Origin of the sequence: Acinetobacter sp. 22323, assembly GCF_052044895.1 — a bacterium.
In the GTDB taxonomy this organism is placed as follows: Bacteria; Pseudomonadota; Gammaproteobacteria; order Pseudomonadales; family Moraxellaceae; genus Acinetobacter; species Acinetobacter schindleri.
In genome coordinates, this window is the sequence record NZ_JBQEOL010000009.1 from 69728 (window position 1) to 86919 (window position 17192).

The 17192-nt window shown below is 42.9% G+C and carries 13 protein-coding genes; 10 read left to right on the forward strand and 3 right to left on the reverse strand.

What is annotated here, in order from left to right; all coding sequences use genetic code 11:
* Positions 1-138: 138 nt before the first annotated feature.
* The 4 genes from ACTJIX_RS07725 to rpmE all read left to right on the forward strand — a co-directional run bounded on the left by ACTJIX_RS07725 (position 139) and on the right by rpmE (position 4257).
* Positions 139-2301, forward strand: coding sequence for an AmpG family muropeptide MFS transporter (locus ACTJIX_RS07725; RefSeq protein ID WP_440611328.1), 2163 nt, complete (start codon positions 139-141; stop codon positions 2299-2301).
* Between the two features lies 1 nt (position 2302).
* Positions 2303-2704, forward strand: a complete 402-nt coding sequence (gene gloA, locus ACTJIX_RS07730; RefSeq protein ID WP_440611329.1) for a lactoylglutathione lyase — start codon at positions 2303-2305, stop codon at positions 2702-2704.
* A 147-nt stretch (positions 2705-2851) separates the two neighbouring features.
* On the forward strand, positions 2852-3832 hold the full coding sequence (locus ACTJIX_RS07735; protein ID WP_005221531.1) for a bile acid:sodium symporter family protein: 981 nt from the start codon (positions 2852-2854) through the stop codon (positions 3830-3832).
* A 200-nt stretch (positions 3833-4032) separates the two neighbouring features.
* Positions 4033-4257, forward strand: a complete 225-nt coding sequence (gene rpmE, locus ACTJIX_RS07740) for a 50S ribosomal protein L31 (RefSeq protein WP_004782616.1) — start codon at positions 4033-4035, stop codon at positions 4255-4257.
* 87 nt (positions 4258-4344) lie between these two features.
* Here rpmE and ACTJIX_RS07745 read toward each other — a convergent pair whose 3' ends face one another.
* Genes ACTJIX_RS07745 through epmB form a run of 3 tightly spaced genes read right to left on the reverse strand, consistent with a single transcriptional unit; the run spans position 4345 to position 9290 of the window.
* Complete coding sequence (locus ACTJIX_RS07745; protein WP_005221533.1) at positions 4345-6534, reverse strand: EAL domain-containing protein; 2190 nt, start codon at positions 6532-6534, stop codon at positions 4345-4347.
* Entirely contained in the window at positions 6516-8261 is a 1746-nt protein-coding gene (locus ACTJIX_RS07750; protein ID WP_005221534.1) for a hypothetical protein, read from the reverse strand. Before ACTJIX_RS07750 ends, ACTJIX_RS07745 begins: the two co-directional genes overlap by 19 nt.
* Before the next feature lie 12 nt (positions 8262-8273).
* Positions 8274-9290: an EF-P beta-lysylation protein EpmB gene (epmB, locus tag ACTJIX_RS07755; RefSeq protein ID WP_262478617.1), complete on the reverse strand. Its 1017-nt coding sequence runs from the start codon at positions 9288-9290 to the stop codon at positions 8274-8276.
* A 378-nt stretch (positions 9291-9668) separates the two neighbouring features.
* On the opposite strand from epmB, the gene efp reads away from it, so the two are divergent.
* From efp to ACTJIX_RS07785, 6 genes are all read left to right on the forward strand, one after another.
* Complete coding sequence (gene efp / locus ACTJIX_RS07760; RefSeq protein ID WP_004810438.1) at positions 9669-10238, forward strand: elongation factor P; 570 nt, start codon at positions 9669-9671, stop codon at positions 10236-10238.
* 170 nt (positions 10239-10408) lie between these two features.
* On the forward strand, positions 10409-12508 hold the full coding sequence (locus ACTJIX_RS07765) for a carbon starvation CstA family protein (RefSeq protein ID WP_004894100.1): 2100 nt from the start codon (positions 10409-10411) through the stop codon (positions 12506-12508).
* A gap of 10 nt (positions 12509-12518) precedes the next feature.
* Positions 12519-12821, forward strand: a complete 303-nt coding sequence (locus ACTJIX_RS07770; RefSeq protein WP_004894103.1) for a YbdD/YjiX family protein — start codon at positions 12519-12521, stop codon at positions 12819-12821.
* Between the two features lie 462 nt (positions 12822-13283).
* Positions 13284-14243: an AAA family ATPase gene (locus ACTJIX_RS07775; RefSeq protein ID WP_004894105.1), complete on the forward strand. Its 960-nt coding sequence runs from the start codon at positions 13284-13286 to the stop codon at positions 14241-14243.
* A 10-nt stretch (positions 14244-14253) separates the two neighbouring features.
* Positions 14254-15159, forward strand: coding sequence for a DUF58 domain-containing protein (locus tag ACTJIX_RS07780; protein WP_004894108.1), 906 nt, complete (start codon positions 14254-14256; stop codon positions 15157-15159).
* A 10-nt stretch (positions 15160-15169) separates the two neighbouring features.
* On the forward strand, positions 15170-17179 hold the full coding sequence (locus ACTJIX_RS07785; protein WP_004894110.1) for a transglutaminase family protein: 2010 nt from the start codon (positions 15170-15172) through the stop codon (positions 17177-17179).
* Positions 17180-17192: the final 13 nt, after the last annotated feature.

The window sequence follows — 17192 nt, forward strand, 5'->3', positions numbered from 1 at the left end:
AAAATTCAAGCCAACATGTCGCTTTTGGCGTAAAAAAATAAAATGATCTATGCAGAGAAAATGGTAAATCTTGTTGAAAGATCCTGTATTAAAGGATTGAATAGCAACTACTGGTTTTTTGCGGAAAATAATAAAGCAATGACAACACAAACGACGGGTTGGAAATCCGCCTTTACAGCCTTCTTGGATCGGCGTGCGCTGATCATGCTGTTTCTGGGTTTTTCAGCCGGTGTACCGATTCTCCTGATTTTTTCAAGTCTGTCTCTCTGGCTCGGTGAAGCGGGTATTAGTAAAAGTGCAGTAACTTTCTTTAGCTGGGCTGCCTTGGGTTATTCCTTTAAGTTTGTCTGGGCACCACTGATTGATGAACTACCAGTGCCATTCCTGACTAAGGCTTTAGGTCGACGTCGTGCCTGGTTGCTGATCGCCCAAATTCTGATTGTCTGCGCGATCTGTATTATGGCTTTTTCAGATCCGGCTTTAGGACAACTACATCTTCAGCAGATGGCGCTTGGTGCAGTCTTGCTTGGCTTTTCCGCAGCAACTCAGGATATTGTGATTGATGCCTACCGTATTGAACTGGCAGAAACTCAGATGCAGACCGTGCTGGCTGCAACTTATAACGCAGGCTACCGTATTGGTATGATTGTCGCTGGTGCGGGCGCATTGTTCCTTGCCGCTTACCTAGGTACCGCAAAAGGTAACTATATTTATGATGCCTGGAAATGGACCTATTTGGCCATGGCTGCGGTGATGTTGGTGGGGATTATCACGACGCTGTCAATCCGTGAACCGCAGGTCGATCGTGTACGAAAAACCTATATACGCAGTGATTATTTCCGCCTGGTCGGGGTGTTTTTTGTCGCGGTCATTAGCTTTGTATTGAGCTATGTATATTCAGGTAATCTGGTGAGCATGTTGACTGAACAGTTTGCCATTCAGGATACCTTTGCATTATTTACTTTTGAATCTTTGCGTTTTATCGGATCTGGTGCAGTCGCATTCGGTGTGGGTGCCGCCTTGGTGAAAATGGGTGCGGTGAACCGGGAAATGGCCTATGAAACCTGGGTCAATCCTGTTGCAGATTTCTTCAAGCGCTATGGCCTAAAACTGGCTTTGGTCCTGTTATTGCTGATTGGTTTTTATCGTGTTTCAGACATTATTGCTGGTGTGATTTCTAATGTGTTCTATCAGGACATGAACTTTAGCAAGGAGCAGATTGCTGAAGCAGTGAAGGTCTATGGGGTGATTTTTTCCCTCTTAGGTGGTTTCCTGGGAGGATTATTGGCCCAGAAGATGAATATCATGAAGCTGATGTTTGTCGGTGCCATTCTGGCCTGTTCTACCAATCTGATCTTTATTGGTTTGGTTAAATCCGGGCAACAGCTAAATCCGGTAGATATTCAGGTTGGACAGCAACGCTATCAGGCAGACACGGATGAAGTTGGTTACTGGAAAGTGAAAGTACCCGTACAGGTACTGGCTGATGCCAAGCAGATTCAGGTTCAGGCGGCTTATGCCAATGCTAATACGACTGATAGTACAGTTAGTCTGTCCATGCCATATTTGCTGCAGACATCAGGTAATGCACAGCTGCAGATTCTACCAATTACCAGCGACAATACCCTTCATGCTAATGAAGAAGGGAGTATTGTGGTTCGTGGTCAATATGTCGGTGAAGCTTTACAAGATAATCAAAAGATCATTTATGAACTGAATGATGAGCGTTTTGAAGCCAAGCTGGTAGAACAGGGGGTGTTTAGTACAGCTATTCCAGCAGAAAAACTGAAATCTGCGCCAGCGCATTTAATCAGTGTGGTATTGATGGAGGATGAGCGAGCTGTTCAGCAAGTGACACATGTCTATCAGACGAGCAATGATGCTAAAAATACCAAGATGCTTGATGTCGATATCCAGCCACTGGTTCCTGTGGATGTGAATCGTAATACTGATATTGAAGTGACAGGCAAGGTGATCAAGCCATATAGCGATGCCTGGCTGTATTTTGCGATTATCGTCGACAACCTAGCTGCCGGTCTGGCAGGTGCAGCATTTATTGCCTTCTTATCCAGCTTGACCAGCGTATCTTTCACTGCAGTCCAATATGCGATTTTTAGCTCACTTATGACACTAACCCCTAAGATTTTAGGGGGATATTCAGGTACTATAGTCACCAATATCGGTTATCCGAACTTCTTCCTGATGACCACATTGATTGGGATTCCGATTCTCATTCTAGTGGTCTGGGTTGGAAAATTACTCGGTGAACACCAACAACAATCTGGCAATAAGGATGAATAATATGCGCATGCTGCATACCATGTTACGTGTAGGCAATCTGGAACAGTCACTAAAGTTCTATACTGAAGTTCTTGGTATGACTTTACTTCGTAAGCGTGATTATGAAGAAGGTCGTTTTACCTTGGCTTTTGTGGGTTATGGCGATGAGGAAAATCACACTGTGCTTGAACTGACCCATAACTGGGATACAGAAAGCTATGACTTAGGCAATGGCTACGGTCATATTGCGATTGCAGTCGATGATGCTTATAAAGCCTGTGAAGAAATCAAGGCTCGTGGCGGCAAGGTGGTTCGTGAAGCAGGTCCAATGAAAGGCGGTGTAACCGTTATTGCATTTGTCGAAGATCCAGATGGTTATAAAATTGAACTGATTCAGCAGGACCATAATGCACGTAACAACTAAGTGTTAGTTAGATAGCATGATATATGAAATGTATTCATGTATAGATGAAAAGATTACATCAATCTGAATGCATAGCCTGGGCCCGGTATCTGTTAAGATAGCCGGGCATTTTTATATCAAACAATAAAATCTAAGGGATGAAGGGATATGCTTAAGTTATTGGCATTGGACCGTTTTACTATACTGCTTTTTATAATGGTGATACTTGCCAGTTTTGTTCCGGTATCAGGACAGGCGGCTGAAGTCTTTTCATCTATTACCACAATTGCCATTGCTATCTTATTCTTTCTGCATGGTGCCAAGTTATCACGTGAGGCCGTAGTTGAAGGATTGATGCACTGGAAGCTACATACCTTGGTGTTCGCATTTACTTTTGCGCTGTTTCCTATAATTGGTCTGTTGGCCAAGCCGGTCCTGGTTCCGTTATTGGGTCAGGAGCTGTACTGGGGCTTCCTGTTTATGTGCTTCCTGCCATCAACAGTACAGTCTTCGATTGCCTTTACTTCAGTGGCACAGGGTAATGTCGCCGGTGCAGTGTGTAGTGCCTCATTTTCCAATATTGTCGGTATGTTTATTACCCCGGTATTAGTAGCCTTTTTTATTTTGGGTCAGTCACAACATGGTTTTGATCCCACCTCATCCATTATGCAGATCACTTTACTGCTTCTGGTGCCGTTTATCCTTGGACAAATTCTGCGTCCTTGGGTATTTCCACAAATGAAGAAAATGCCAGAAATTGTTAAGGTTTTTGATCAGGGTTCGATTCTCATGGTGGTGTATGGCGCGTTCAGTAGTGCTGTTGTGGCAGGGCTGTGGCATCAGGTAAGCTTATCGACCTTATTACTGCTCATTATTGCCTGCTCAGTCTTACTGACTTTGGTGATGCTGCTGGCCCTGTTTGTGCCACGCTGGATTGGTTTTGATAAAGCGGATCAGAAAACTATTTTTTTCTGCGGTTCCAAGAAAACTTTAGCCAGCGGCGTGCCGATGGCACAAATTCTGTTTATTGGTCAGCCAATTGGCATGATTGTATTGCCGATCATGATTTTCCATCAGATTCAGCTGATGGTTTGCGGCATTGTTGCCAATATGTGGGCCAAACAGGTTGCAGTTAAAACTGAAGAATAATTCGCTTATTAAATTTGTTTCACGTATAATATTGCCCAACTTGTTGTGCTTAGCTCTGACGGTATCCGTCTCGGTGGGCCAAAAGAATGGTCTGTTGTGGTGTTGATCTGCCTGAATTTGATTCTGGCCTTTCCTCAGTTTCTGAGAGTGATCAATTGCGATGACAGCAAAACCTTCTTGATCTTTATGGAGAATCGACCATGCGCGCCGATATTCACCCAAAATATGAAAAACTAGTTGCTACTTGTTCATGTGGTAACGTAATCGAAACTCGTTCAGCTGTTGGTAAAGAAACGCTTTACCTAGACGTATGTTCAGCTTGCCACCCATTCTACACTGGTAAGCAAAAGAACGTTGACACTGGCGGTCGTATCGACAAGTTCAAACAACGTTTTGCTGGTATGTCACGTTCTGTTAAACGTTAATACCCAAAATGAAAAAAACGGGCAAATTGCCCGTTTTTTTGTGCCTGAAATTTGTGGATTTACAATATTCAGGCTTTTTACAGAAGCTTAGCGCTCCTGTACATCAATTAAATGATCCAGTTTTTTCTGGAAGTAATCACCTTGAATGAAGCGTGCATCGACATTCCAAGCATTAGCAAAAGAAGTCATATCATTCAGTTCACGTAACAGGAGATAAACCGGTTTGATTTCCAGGTATCGAGTGATTTTTTCCTGAAGTTCCTCGGTGTTGGAATTCAATTGTGCAGTGAGCTGTGGATGGATCGTTAAGGCATTTACATCCATTTCACGGAGCAAGGTTTCACTATACATCGAATTGCCGAATTCACGAATTGCAATCTCTGCGCCATGGTCACGCAGAATACGGATATATTTCTGCGCATCCTCGCGGTTCAGAATCAGATCCTCTTCAGCAAATTGTAAAGTGAGAGGATGCTTTAATTTACTGCGAATAATCGTAATCAGCTTGGAGATAAACTCAGGAAAACTACGGTCTTTGAAGAGCACGGCACGATTCAGGTTTACGATCAAGCGGGCTTCAGGATATTGGGTGATAAAGTTATGCAGTTGCTTGCAAGACTCAACCAGAATCCAGCGATCTAGCTTGATTGAAAGTTCATCATCTTCACGCAGTTCCAGCAGCTTGGAAATATCCTGCCATTTATTTTCAAAAATAAAACCGCTGGTAACCTCATAGGTATACAGATTGCTATCTTCCTTGTCATACAGCTGCTGATATTTCAGATGGATTTCGCCACGCTCCAAGCATTGACGCAGTGCATGCAGGATTGAACCTGGCATCGCTACAGGTGCTGCGGCTGTAGCTGGTGTTACAGGCGTTGGAACTGGTGCAGATACTGGACTAGAGGCTGACTGGGCTGCAGCTGATTCGGCAATACTGAACTCCAGACTTGGAACAGCTTCTGCAGGTGCAAGCATATCCGATGGAATATCCAGCACAAATTCGGAAGACTGTTGTGCTTGAGGTAATGGTGTAGAGAAGGCACGAGCAATATGCTGATCCAGCTGTGCCTCATCATGTAGTTCACCGTCGAGTTTGGTATAACCGATGCGTAAGTTCAGAGAGCAGGTCTGCTGATTGACTGTAATCAACTGCGGTTTGGTTAATGCAGCTAACCCAATCAGTTTAGATTCCAGAATTTCCTGAGAATCGGCCTGAATGACACCGACCAGGACATCATGTTCCAGTTTAAACAGCGATACACGAACCTGTTCTTTCAGGAAGTTCTTAACTTCATGGAAGTAGCCTGTGTAGATCGCCCAATCTGCATTGAGAATTTGAGACTCATAAGCAGCAAAAGAGAAGGTGATCAATGCATTGGCATTGGCAGGCTCGCGGTTCAGCTCGCGTTTTAGTAATTGTAACGTACTTGGCTTGACTGCTGCTTTTTCAGTTGTTGTAGCAGATTGAGTTTTCGCAGTATCAATCGTTAGCTGTAAAGCATCTTCTTCACTGGTAGAAGCCAGGAACTCAAGCTTGAGGGGGTTGACTGCAGCAATCTTTGGATTGGTTGAATGAATTTCAAAACCACCCAGCTCGAACTGACCTTGGGAAATTTTCTTAAAACGGGTCTTAAATTCGTTTAGATCTTGTGGCTGTAACAGATCGAGTAAAGGCAAACCGATAATGTCATCTTCAGAATTCAGGCCAAACAGTTTCAGGTAATCTTCATTGGTCTGAATGTGAATGCCTTCCTGAATGGTGGCTACCGCTTTGTTACTGTCCTCAACCAGTAATTGTGCCTGAGTTTGTACTGTTTCCAGCTCTTCTATTAAATGTTGCTGCGACTGGGTCAGACGGCTGAAAGACAGGGCACGTACCAGACCGAGGTAAAAGCGTTCTGGATATTCCAGATTCAAAATGTCATACACACCTTTCTGGATATAACCGGTATATTGATTAGCCTGATAGTCATCAGGTTTAAGCAGCAGAATCGGCAAGTTTGGCTGTTTCGATAGGCGTACCAGACTGAGTGCCTGTTCATATTTCAGGTCATACGCACGGCCAAAGATGATCAGGTCCCAGTTGAAATTCAACTGCTTTTCAAAGTTCTGCAGGTCATCCAGTAGAACTGCATCCACCTGATATTCATTGGCGGTCAACAGATCACGAATCTGGTTAAATCTAATTTGATTATCATCAATAATCAGTAAACGTGTTTCTGTACGTTTTAACTTTTTAGACAATAATGGATTTCTCACTTCAATGCTTCCCATAAGTCGTGATTATTGATTTCATTCATTTGCTTGTGAATAAAGCCTTTAATGATCTGTTCTTCCTGATCATTCAATAATTCATAGTCAAATCGAATAAAGCTTTGTGTGATCAGCTGTGCTTTGGTCAGATAGATTTTTATTTCACGACCATCAACACGCAGGTGAATCGTCTGTTTTTCCCTAAACATCTGTACACCTGACACAATAACACTATTCGAAATCTGATCTAGTTGGGTTATCTGTACCAGTAAAGCTGGCTGATAATTTTTCAGATGACGGTCGGTCCGTGCATAAACTGCACATGGGAACAGGTCTTGCGCCAGAATTTCCAAGCCTAGTTCCAGACTTTTTTCTGTTGACTGTTTGATCCAGCGGATCACACCACCACGCCATTGGCTTTGGGCATTTTCCTGAACCAGAATAAATTCGCCGGTTTTCAGATTCGATGGGGTAAAGCCGGTCCACTTAATCCGGTAACCATTGACGCTGATGTCCAGCACTTCGGCATGGTGAATCTGCTTGGCTTCACGATCTAAGGCTTTGATATGACTAAATGAACCTGGTACGGCATTTTCTGATGCACTGATAAAGCTACTTTCACTCTGGAAGTTATAGCCGCCTTCAACATCTAGGGTTTCATGGAAGTTTTTGCCCTGAGACAGATAGAAATGTGCAGCAGACAAACCAAAACAGATATTGATATGCGCTGAGTATTCATAACGCTCATGACGACGTTCCATGGTTGTGGTCAACAGGTTATAAATATGAAAATGCAGCGCTGGGGTGAGGAACAATTTCTCATTACGCGACAGATACTGGGCATTTTTGGTTTGTGTACCCGCCAGATGTTCCATCAGGTTCTGAGTGGCAATAAATATGCTCGGCTTGAAATGATCATTCAGACGCGAGTTATATACCGGTGGCAAGTCTTTGCTGCTATCGACTGCATAGCGGGACAGGGTAGTCTCTTTAGGTAAAACCTGAACCAGTTTGGCCCAGTCAAAACTGCAAAGATACAATCCCTGAATTTCTGCCGGTCGGATTTGATGAGTATTGAAGATTTCCAGCAGGATCAGCTGTGCATACGCATTCGAAATATTCTGTAGCTCATGCTGAGTACCCAAGACCTGATTGATATTGCTCTGATGGAAATTATTTTGCATTGCAATTTCAAGCAGCTGATGAGCTGCAAGCCATTGGCCCATCACTGGCTTGCCATACAGCATATGCTGTTGATACAGCAGCAGGCTGAGCTGTTGTAAGGCATAGTAAATCGAAACCATACGTGCTGTGGTCAGACTTTTCTTTTTTCCCAGTTTAAATAAGGAAAAACTGCTGTGATTCAGCTCATGATTACAGCGCTTGGCAATATCAATATAGGCCTTGGCAAAATGACTACGCAGCAGCATTGCCAGTTCAATAATCTGGTCATTACGGTCAGTAGTAATCAGGCCTTGATTAACAAAGTGTTTTTCCAGGCTGGTCAGTACATTTTCAAGAGTCGGATGCAGTACCTGAATTAGGTCAAAACGCAGGGTTTCAGAACACTTCAGTTCAGAGATTTCCAGTAGGGCACTGAACAAGGACTTGGAGGATGTCCCCAGTTGCAGGATCGAAATTCCTGCCACCCATTCCTGCAAGGCTTTTACATTGGCTGGACAAAAGCTCAGTTGATCCAGTTTAAGTTCCGTCGGCGTTTGAAAAATATCTGAATTATGTTTACTCATTTATTATTTAACTCAAAATGTTGAAACCCCAAAAAGCGGTGTCTTATTTTTTTCGCCCGCAATTTCCCGAACAAGTTTAGGTACCAAATACCCGGGTAAGTTCGCTAAAACTTCTGTATAAATCTCGTTTATATGCTTAGGTGACAAATCAAAATGATGCGCCCCTTTTACTTTATCAAGTACATGTAAATAATACGGCATCACTCCGGCTTCAAACAAGCGATAACTTAAATCGACCAAAACTGGTGCAGTATCATTTACTCCTTTGAGTAACACTGCCTGATTAAATACGGTAATCTGTTGCTGAACCAACTGATTCAGTTTGCTACAGGTGTAATCATCCAGCTCAGATGCATGATTTGAGTGTACCACCAGAATAATACGTAGCCTACTGTTTTTTAACATGCTTGTCAGCTCGTCATCGATTCTGCTTGGGATTACAATCGGAACTCGTGAATGTATTCTTAAGAATTTAAGTTGAGTTAAAGTTTCCAGACGTTCAATCCAGAGTTTTAATTTCCGGTTAGAAAGAGTGAGTGGATCACCACCACTCAGGATCACTTCATTAATATCTGGCTGGCTTAGCAGATAGCTTTTAATATTTTCCCAGTCTTCATTTTTAGGTAAATTTTCTTGATAAGGAAAGTGACGTCTAAAGCAATATCGGCAATGTACGGCACAGGCTCCGGTCAGGGTCAGCAGAAAACGTGACTTATATTTATGTAGGACGCCTGGCTGCTGGTTAGCCTGTTCTTCACCCAAAGGATCAGTAACAAAACCCGGATGCTCTTCCAGTTCCAGATGATGTGGCAGGACTTGCAGTAACAGGGGGTCAAGTGGATTGCCAGTCTGCATTTTGCCAACAAAAGCACGTGGTACCCGTAACTTGAATTGTTCTGATGCCAAAATTGCGCCAGAAAGTAGCTGCTCAGGTGAGAGTTTCAGTTGTTGTAATAATTCCTGCGGGTTTGTGATCAAGTCACTCAGTTGTGACTGCCAGTTTTGTTCCTGATAGAAAAAGTCTGTCATGTGGGAAGAATAAAGTAAAAGTGGAAGCGATGAAGCTGAAGCGATTAGTTTAACAGTTTATATATAGTATGAATGTGCCTGTATTGGATAAAGTTTGACGTATTAGTTGAGCAGATTATATAAAGCTTTGTCTTAATGATCAGCAGATGGTAGGAACTGAATAATTTGTTCAATGGTATGTCTGACTGTAACTTAGTCAGTGAAGGTCTGTTAAATAGGAATTTTTCGTTGCGGCATGGTGTATTGGTCATTTAGAATACGCAACATTAAATGAATGTGCATGTGGCAACTACATGTTCGTGTCAGACTTGCTAAATGACATTGCAACAGCCCATAGCATCAATAGATTAAAGTTAGTAAGTTTGGAGTGCGCCAGTCATGGCCTATTATTCTACGAATGATTTCAAGTCAGGCCTTAAGGTTATGCTTGATGGTAACCCATGTTCAATCATGGAAAACGAATACGTAAAACCAGGTAAAGGCCAGGCCTTCAACCGCGTAAAATTACGTAACCTTAAATCAGGTAAAGTGTTAGAAAAAACATTTAAATCTGGTGACTCACTAGAAGCTGCTGACATCGTAGAAGTAGAAATGGAATACTTGTACAACGATGGCGAAATGTGGAACTTCATGGATCCAGTATCTTTTGAACAGATTGCAGCAGATAAAATCGCGATGGGCGATGCAGCAAAATGGTTAAAAGATGACTCCAATGAAAAATGTACCATCATGCTTTGGAATGGCGTTCCTTTAACAGTGAATGCACCAAACTTTGTGGTATTGCAAATCGTTGAGACTGATCCAGGTGTACGTGGTGATACTTCTGGCGGTGGCGGTAAGCCAGCGAAACTGGAAACAGGTGCGGTAGTACGTGTTCCATTATTTGTTCAGCAAGAAGATAAAGTTCGTGTTGATACACGTACAGGTGAATACCTAGAACGTGCATAATGGTCTGAAAATAGACTATTATCAAAGGGGATGATGAAAATCATCCCCTTTTTTATGCCAAAGTCTTAGAGGCAACAAAAAAGAACAGGCGTAAAGTCGCAAGGGAAAACAGCAGTACCTCGAACAAAAAGAATCACGCTGATTTAAATGCAACAGATATGAGGGATTGAATGGAAACTTTACAACAGAAGTCGAGCATGACTTCGAAAATTATGTGGCTCCTTGTAGCCATTGTCGGGGCAGTATCCTTTGGGATTCTTGCACTTAGCCGTGGAGAGCATGTCAATGCAGTCTGGCTGGTGCTGGCAGCTGCCTGTGTATATAGCATCGCTTACCGTTTTTACAGTTTATTTATTGCCAATAAAGTTTTTGAACTGAATGAGCGCCGTTTAACGCCTGCCCATCGTCTGGCTGATGGTCTGGACTATGTACCCACCAATAAAGGGGTGCTTTTCGGTCACCACTTTGCCGCGATTGCCGGTGCAGGTCCACTGGTGGGGCCAATTCTGGCAGCACAAATGGGTTATTTGCCGGGCACGATCTGGCTATTAGTCGGTGTGGTACTTGCCGGTGCAGTTCAGGATTTTCTGGTACTGTTTATTTCAACTCGTCGCGATGGTCGTTCACTTGGTGAAATGGCCAAACAGGAACTAGGTACTTTTGCCGGTATTATTGTCATGCTCGGTGCCTTAGGCGTGATGATTATCATCTTGGCGGTATTGGCGCTAGTCGTTGTCAAAGCTTTAACCAACAGCCCATGGGGTGTATTCAGTATTGCTGCGACGATTCCGATTGCAATATTCATGGGTATTTACATGCGCTTTATCCGACCAGGACGAATCGCAGAAGTCTCCATTATTGGTTTCGTGTTGATGATGCTCGGCATTATCTACGGTGAAACTATTGCTCAACATCCATACTGGGGTCCATTCTTTACTTTGTCAGGTACTGAACTGACTTGGGCATTGATTATCTACGGTTTCATTGCTTCTGTATTGCCGGTATGGTTGCTACTTGCACCGCGTGATTACTTATCTACCTTCCTGAAAATTGGCGTGATTGCGGGTCTGGCGATTGGTATTCTGTTCGCGATGCCAGAAATGAAACTGCCAGCAATTACCAAATTTATTGATGGTACTGGTCCTGTATTTGCAGGTTCCATGTTCCCATTCCTGTTTATTACCATTGCCTGTGGTGCGATTTCCGGTTTCCATGCACTGGTTTCATCAGGAACCACACCAAAGCTGGTCAACAACGAACGTGATATCCGCATGATCGGTTATGGCGGTATGTTAATGGAATCTTTTGTGGCGATCATGGCCTTGATCTGTGCTGCGATTCTGGATCCAGGCATTTACTTCGCGATTAACTCGCCAGTCGCATTACTTGGTACTACGGCAGAAAGTGCAGCAGAAGCAGTACGAACCCTTGGTTTCGTAGTAACCCCTGAAGCCTTGACTTTGCTGGCGCAGGAAGTCGGTGAAAACTCGATTCTGTCGCGTACTGGTGGTGCACCGACTTTCGCGATTGGTATGGCGCATATCATTACCGAAATCTTCAATAGCCGTGAAATGATGGCATTCTGGTATCACTTTGCGATTCTGTTTGAAGCATTATTCATCCTGACTGCTGTTGACGCCGGTACTCGTGCCTGTCGCTTTATGGTTCAAGATACCGTAGGTATCGTGATTCCTGCAGTAAAACAGTCACATAATTTCTTTGGTAATTTATTAGGTACAGCTGTCGCTGTCGCTGGTTGGGGCTTCTTCGTTTATCAAGGCGTGGTCGATCCACTCGGTGGGATTAACAGTTTATGGCCACTGTTTGGTATCGGTAACCAGATTCTGGCTGCAATGGCACTCATTCTGGGTACCGTCATCCTGTTTAAGATGAAAAAACAGAAATACGTTTGGGTGACGATTATTCCAACTGTATTCCTGTTCATTACCTCAATGACTGCAGGCTGGCAAAAGATTTTCCACGAAAATCCGAAGATCGGTTTCCTTGCGCAAGCTGACCGCTTTAACACGGCAATTGCCAATAATGAAATTCTGGCACCAGCAAAAACCGTGGCTGAGATGCACACAGTGGCATTGTCGAATCAGATCAATGCGGGTCTATGTGCTTTCTTTATGATTGTTGCTTTCGTCATGCTATTTGCTGCAATTGGTGTGATTCGCCGTGCTTTGGCAAATCCGGAACCAACTGTACATGAAGCTGAAGCGATTTATCGCGATCCTGCTGAGATCAAACCTACAGCACATCACTAAGGAGACTGGTATGAATCTGAAATTTGCCAAAGGCGGAAAAGCGGTGATCTACAAGATCATTAAAATGACCGTCATGTCGCAAAAGGATTTAATCCTGAACCCGAAAAACTGGTCACGTATTGCGACCCTGTGGCAACGTTTGCAGCAGAGTTTCCGTTTGATGGTCGGAGTGCCTGATTATCAGACCTATCTGGAACATATGAAAAAACATCATCCAGATTTGGAAGCGATGGATGCTAAAACTTTCTATCGTCATTGTGTGGATGCACATTATCCCTCTGCTGGCGGTGGCATGAAAAAATGTCCATGTTAATGAATCAATAAAAAAAGTGCCTTTCGGGGCACTTTTTACATTTTACGAAAGCTAGAGAGATTAAATATTAGATGGTTATACAAGTCTATGCGCTGATTTATATTTATCATCAAGTTTAAACTTTATACAAATAACTTAAAAATATACTTTTAAGATATGGCTTTTATACCTGTAAAAAATATGAATAATCAATTCATTTCATAACTTTGAAAATGTAGAGCAACCCAATTAGATTGCTTGAGGCAATTTATCTTTATTGAAGGATTAAACTATATTTCAATCAGCTTCTAACTTGAGAAAAGTTAATTTCCGAGATTGAAACTTTTAAATGAACCACTTTTTATTGGATATTTCTGATGATTAGGTAAATGACTCAGTGTAAAGATATATTATTGGTCTTTAGTGTGGTTTAAATTCAGTGTATGTTAATCACAAGTATCTATTTTAATGAGAAAATTTGTGATGTGGGGCGTAAAGCAAAAAGCAAATCATGATATAGCGCACATAAATACTCAGCTTGAACAGCAAATTGCCAGCTATGCTCCCAGCATTGAAAAATTCCTTAAAGAAATTAATGCAATTGTGCTGGATAAACAGGCACAAACCCGGCTGGCATTGTGTTGCCTGATTGCTGGTGGACACGTTCTGTTTGAAGATTTGCCGGGTTTAGGTAAAACCACATTGGCAAGCAGTCTATCTCATCTTGCCGGCTTAAAGTTTCAACGGATTCAGTTTACCAATGACATGCTGGCCAGCGATGTAATTGGCATCAACATGTTTAATCAGAAAGAACATCAATTTGAGTTTAAGCAGGGTCCAATCTTTACCCAGATTCTTCTGGCAGATGAAATTAACCGTTGCAGCCCCAAAACCCAAAGTGCTTTGCTGGAAGCGATGGAAGAAGGTTATGCGACAGTCGATGGAGTACGTTATGCCTTGCCTAAACCATTTTGGGTGATTGCAACACAGAATCCATTATTCCAGAGCGGAACGTATGCTTTGCCAGAATCCCAGCTAGATCGGTTCTTGATGCGTTTATCTTTAGGTTATCCATCCCGACATGCAGAAAAACTGTTATTGCAGCAAGAATCCCGCTTTGCCCTGATTGCCACCTTGGCGCATGTGTTCCGTGAGGAGCAAATTTTAGAGCTGCAGCGACTGGTTAATCAGATCTATATCAGCGAACCCATACAGGAATATTTGCTAGATCTGGCTGAAGAAACCCGAAAAAACCGTTATGGATTATCAACACGTGGCTTATTGGCATTAAAACGGGCAGCTCAGGCACATGCTTTGATTGAGAATCGTGCTTTCGTCACACCGGATGATGTACAAGCTGTGTTTGTGGCAGTGGCTTCGCATCGTTTAGGGTTGAGTGAGGCAGAAACCTTAAATCTCATGCAGCAAGTGGCGATAAGCTAGGAGCCAGATCTTGGGAAAGTTTTGGCAGAACTGGTTAAGTAAACGTTTTCAGTTTGCACAGCAAAAACAGCTCTCACAACGTGATGTGCTGGTCTTTATCTATCAGCAGGGCTATCTGTATCTGGTACTCATTTTCATCACCTTTATTGCAGGTGTAAATTATGCCAATAACCTGACTCTAGGTTTTTGCTTTCTGATCAGTGCCGTGCTGTGTATCAGTTTTTATCTGACTTTTAAACAGCTGCACGGATTGAGTATCGAACTGCTTACAGATGAAATCGGGCAGGTGGGACACGACCTGAATCTACATTTCCATTTTCAGCAACCAGTCGCGCAATCACGATACCTGTATATTCAGGCAGGTGAACAGCTTTATAAGGTATTGGTCAATCAGACCAGGCAAAAATTTAGCCTTTCCTTTTATGCTGAACAGCGTGGAAAGTTTGTTTATCCAGCAATCCAGATTTATTCAGTCTATCCTTTTGGACTGGTAAGAGCTTGGACCTATCTTTATCACCAGCGCTTTGCATGGGTAGCACCGAAAGCCCAGTATTCGACTGCTGAAAATAAGCAGCATTTGCCAAGTTTTGAGCCAGAAATGGATGAGTTTCGAGAACTACGAAGTTATCAGGCAGGGGAATCATTGCAGGCTGTTTCCTGGAAACAGGTAGCCCGTGGGCAGGGTTTATATATTAAAGTCTTTGAACAATATCAGAACCAGCACAGTATAGAGATTCATTATGCACATATGCCAAGCCCATCACATGAAGAAAAGCTGGAATGGATGATGGGGCTGATCGAACAATGTGAACAACAGCAATTGGCCTATAGCCTGCATTTGCCCCATGTAGAACTGGCTTCAGGTTATGGCGCTGAACAGATGCATCAGGCCAAACTCTTATTGGCACAGGCTTAAGAGGATAGACATGATGAATGCAAATATCCGCACAGCCATTTTGCTCAGTCTCAGTTTAATTCTGGTTGTACAGGTGAGTTATTTGCCTGCAGGACTCAGCATCATCTTTGCCCTGATGCTGGTATTGCTCTGGCTGAATCTGAGAAAGCAAAAGACTTTTCCTAAAAAATGGACCCTGTTGCTGACAGTCGTAGCACTTGCAGTTATTTATTTTACGCATCAAAGTTTTTTGGGTGTAGATGCAGGTGTTGCCGTGCTCTCCACTTTCTTATTTGCCAAGGCTTTTGAAACCCGTACTAAACGTGACCTGATTATTTTATTTAACTTTGCCCTGTTTGTGGCGGCGAGTACTTTCCTGTATAGCCAGTCTTTTATCATGGCTTTTGGGATTCTGCTGTGCTTACTAAGCTGTTTCATTGGCTTATATCGTATTCAGGTAGGTGAATTTGAGCAGGATTTACAGGCTCAGGAGAACGCATTAAAACAAGATGTTAAACATGTCGGCAAATTTGTACTCTATGCACTGCCATTTTTTATTTTACTCTTTATCTTTTTTCCACGTTTGCCACCGATGTGGCATATCCCCATTCCTGAAAATAAAGGGGTCACCGGAATTAGTGACAGGATGTCTCCGGGGGATATTGCACAGTTATCTCAGTCGAGTGCATTAGCATTTCGAATTATAGGCGATGTAAGCAAGCTACCTCCACGTGCAGAATTATACTGGCGTGCCTTGGTATTAGATGAATATGATGGTCAAACCTGGACCAGTAGTGCAATCAATCAGCAGCCACAAATCCGCCAACAGAATGATTCTGCCTCATTGGCATCGGGCTGGGATTATCAGTATTTGGCTTCAGATCCGTCCGTACTCTGGGTGATGGGATTGGATAAATCAGTCCCTTTAGAGCGTCGTTATTATAACCGTTATGATTGGGGAATTGTACCGCGTCGTTTAACTCAGCGCGTGGAACCTGTTCAGCTTCGCTGGGTAGGAACAGAAGTAGAGCAGCCTAATTTAAATACTAACTATCTGCAATATATAAATACCCGAACCCCTGCTCAATATAATTCTCAAACTCAGGCACTGGCGGCAAATTTAGTGAAACAGAGCGAGGGTAGTCAACAGCGCTATATCCAAAATGTGTTGAACTGGTACCGGGCGAATAATTTTGTATATACCTTAACTCCAGGAACATTAGGCCAAAACCGGGTGGATGAATTTCTGTTTAATGCGCGCCGTGGTTTCTGTGAACATTATGCCTCCAGTTTTGTCATGCTGATGCGTTATGCAGGAATACCAGCACGTGTGGTCACGGGGTATCAAGGTGGTTCACTCGCACCTGATGGTAAGAGTTGGGAAGTGCGCCAGATGGATGCGCATGCCTGGACTGAAGTCTGGGTGAACCAGCAATGGCAGCGGATTGATCCTACTGCCATTATTGCCCCACAACGTATTGATAATGGTATGCAAAACTTGATGTCTGAAAATTCAGCAGTTTTAGGTGAGGGTAGAACATGGACAACACAGCAATATCAGTTTATGACCAAGTTGAGGATATGGAGTGACTATGCCAGTTATCAGTGGCAAAGTAAGGTGGTCGGTTATAATGCAGATTCACAACGCAGCTGGATGTCTAAACTTGGCTTGAACTCTGCTTATGCAGCTGTGTGGATACTTATAATAGGTATTGCATCTTTGATCGCATCTTATTTCTTATGGATTTATATTCAAAAGCGAAGACAGAATTCACCATTCGAGCTAGCCATAGAGCAGCTTAATCGTTCCCTGCTTATTCAGATGCGTAAGCAACCGGCTGAAACATTTAAACAGTGGATGCTTCGAATATCAGCTTCCTTAAGCTCAGATCAGGTTACGTCTTTTTATGAAGCTATACAAATCTATGAGAGAAATCAATTTTCAGCTTATAAGCCTGACCAAAAGGATATTAATAAATTCAGATACTTGCTTAAAAAATGTGCATATACACTGAAAAATAAAGGAAAAAACTTGTCTTAAGATTCAAAAATTT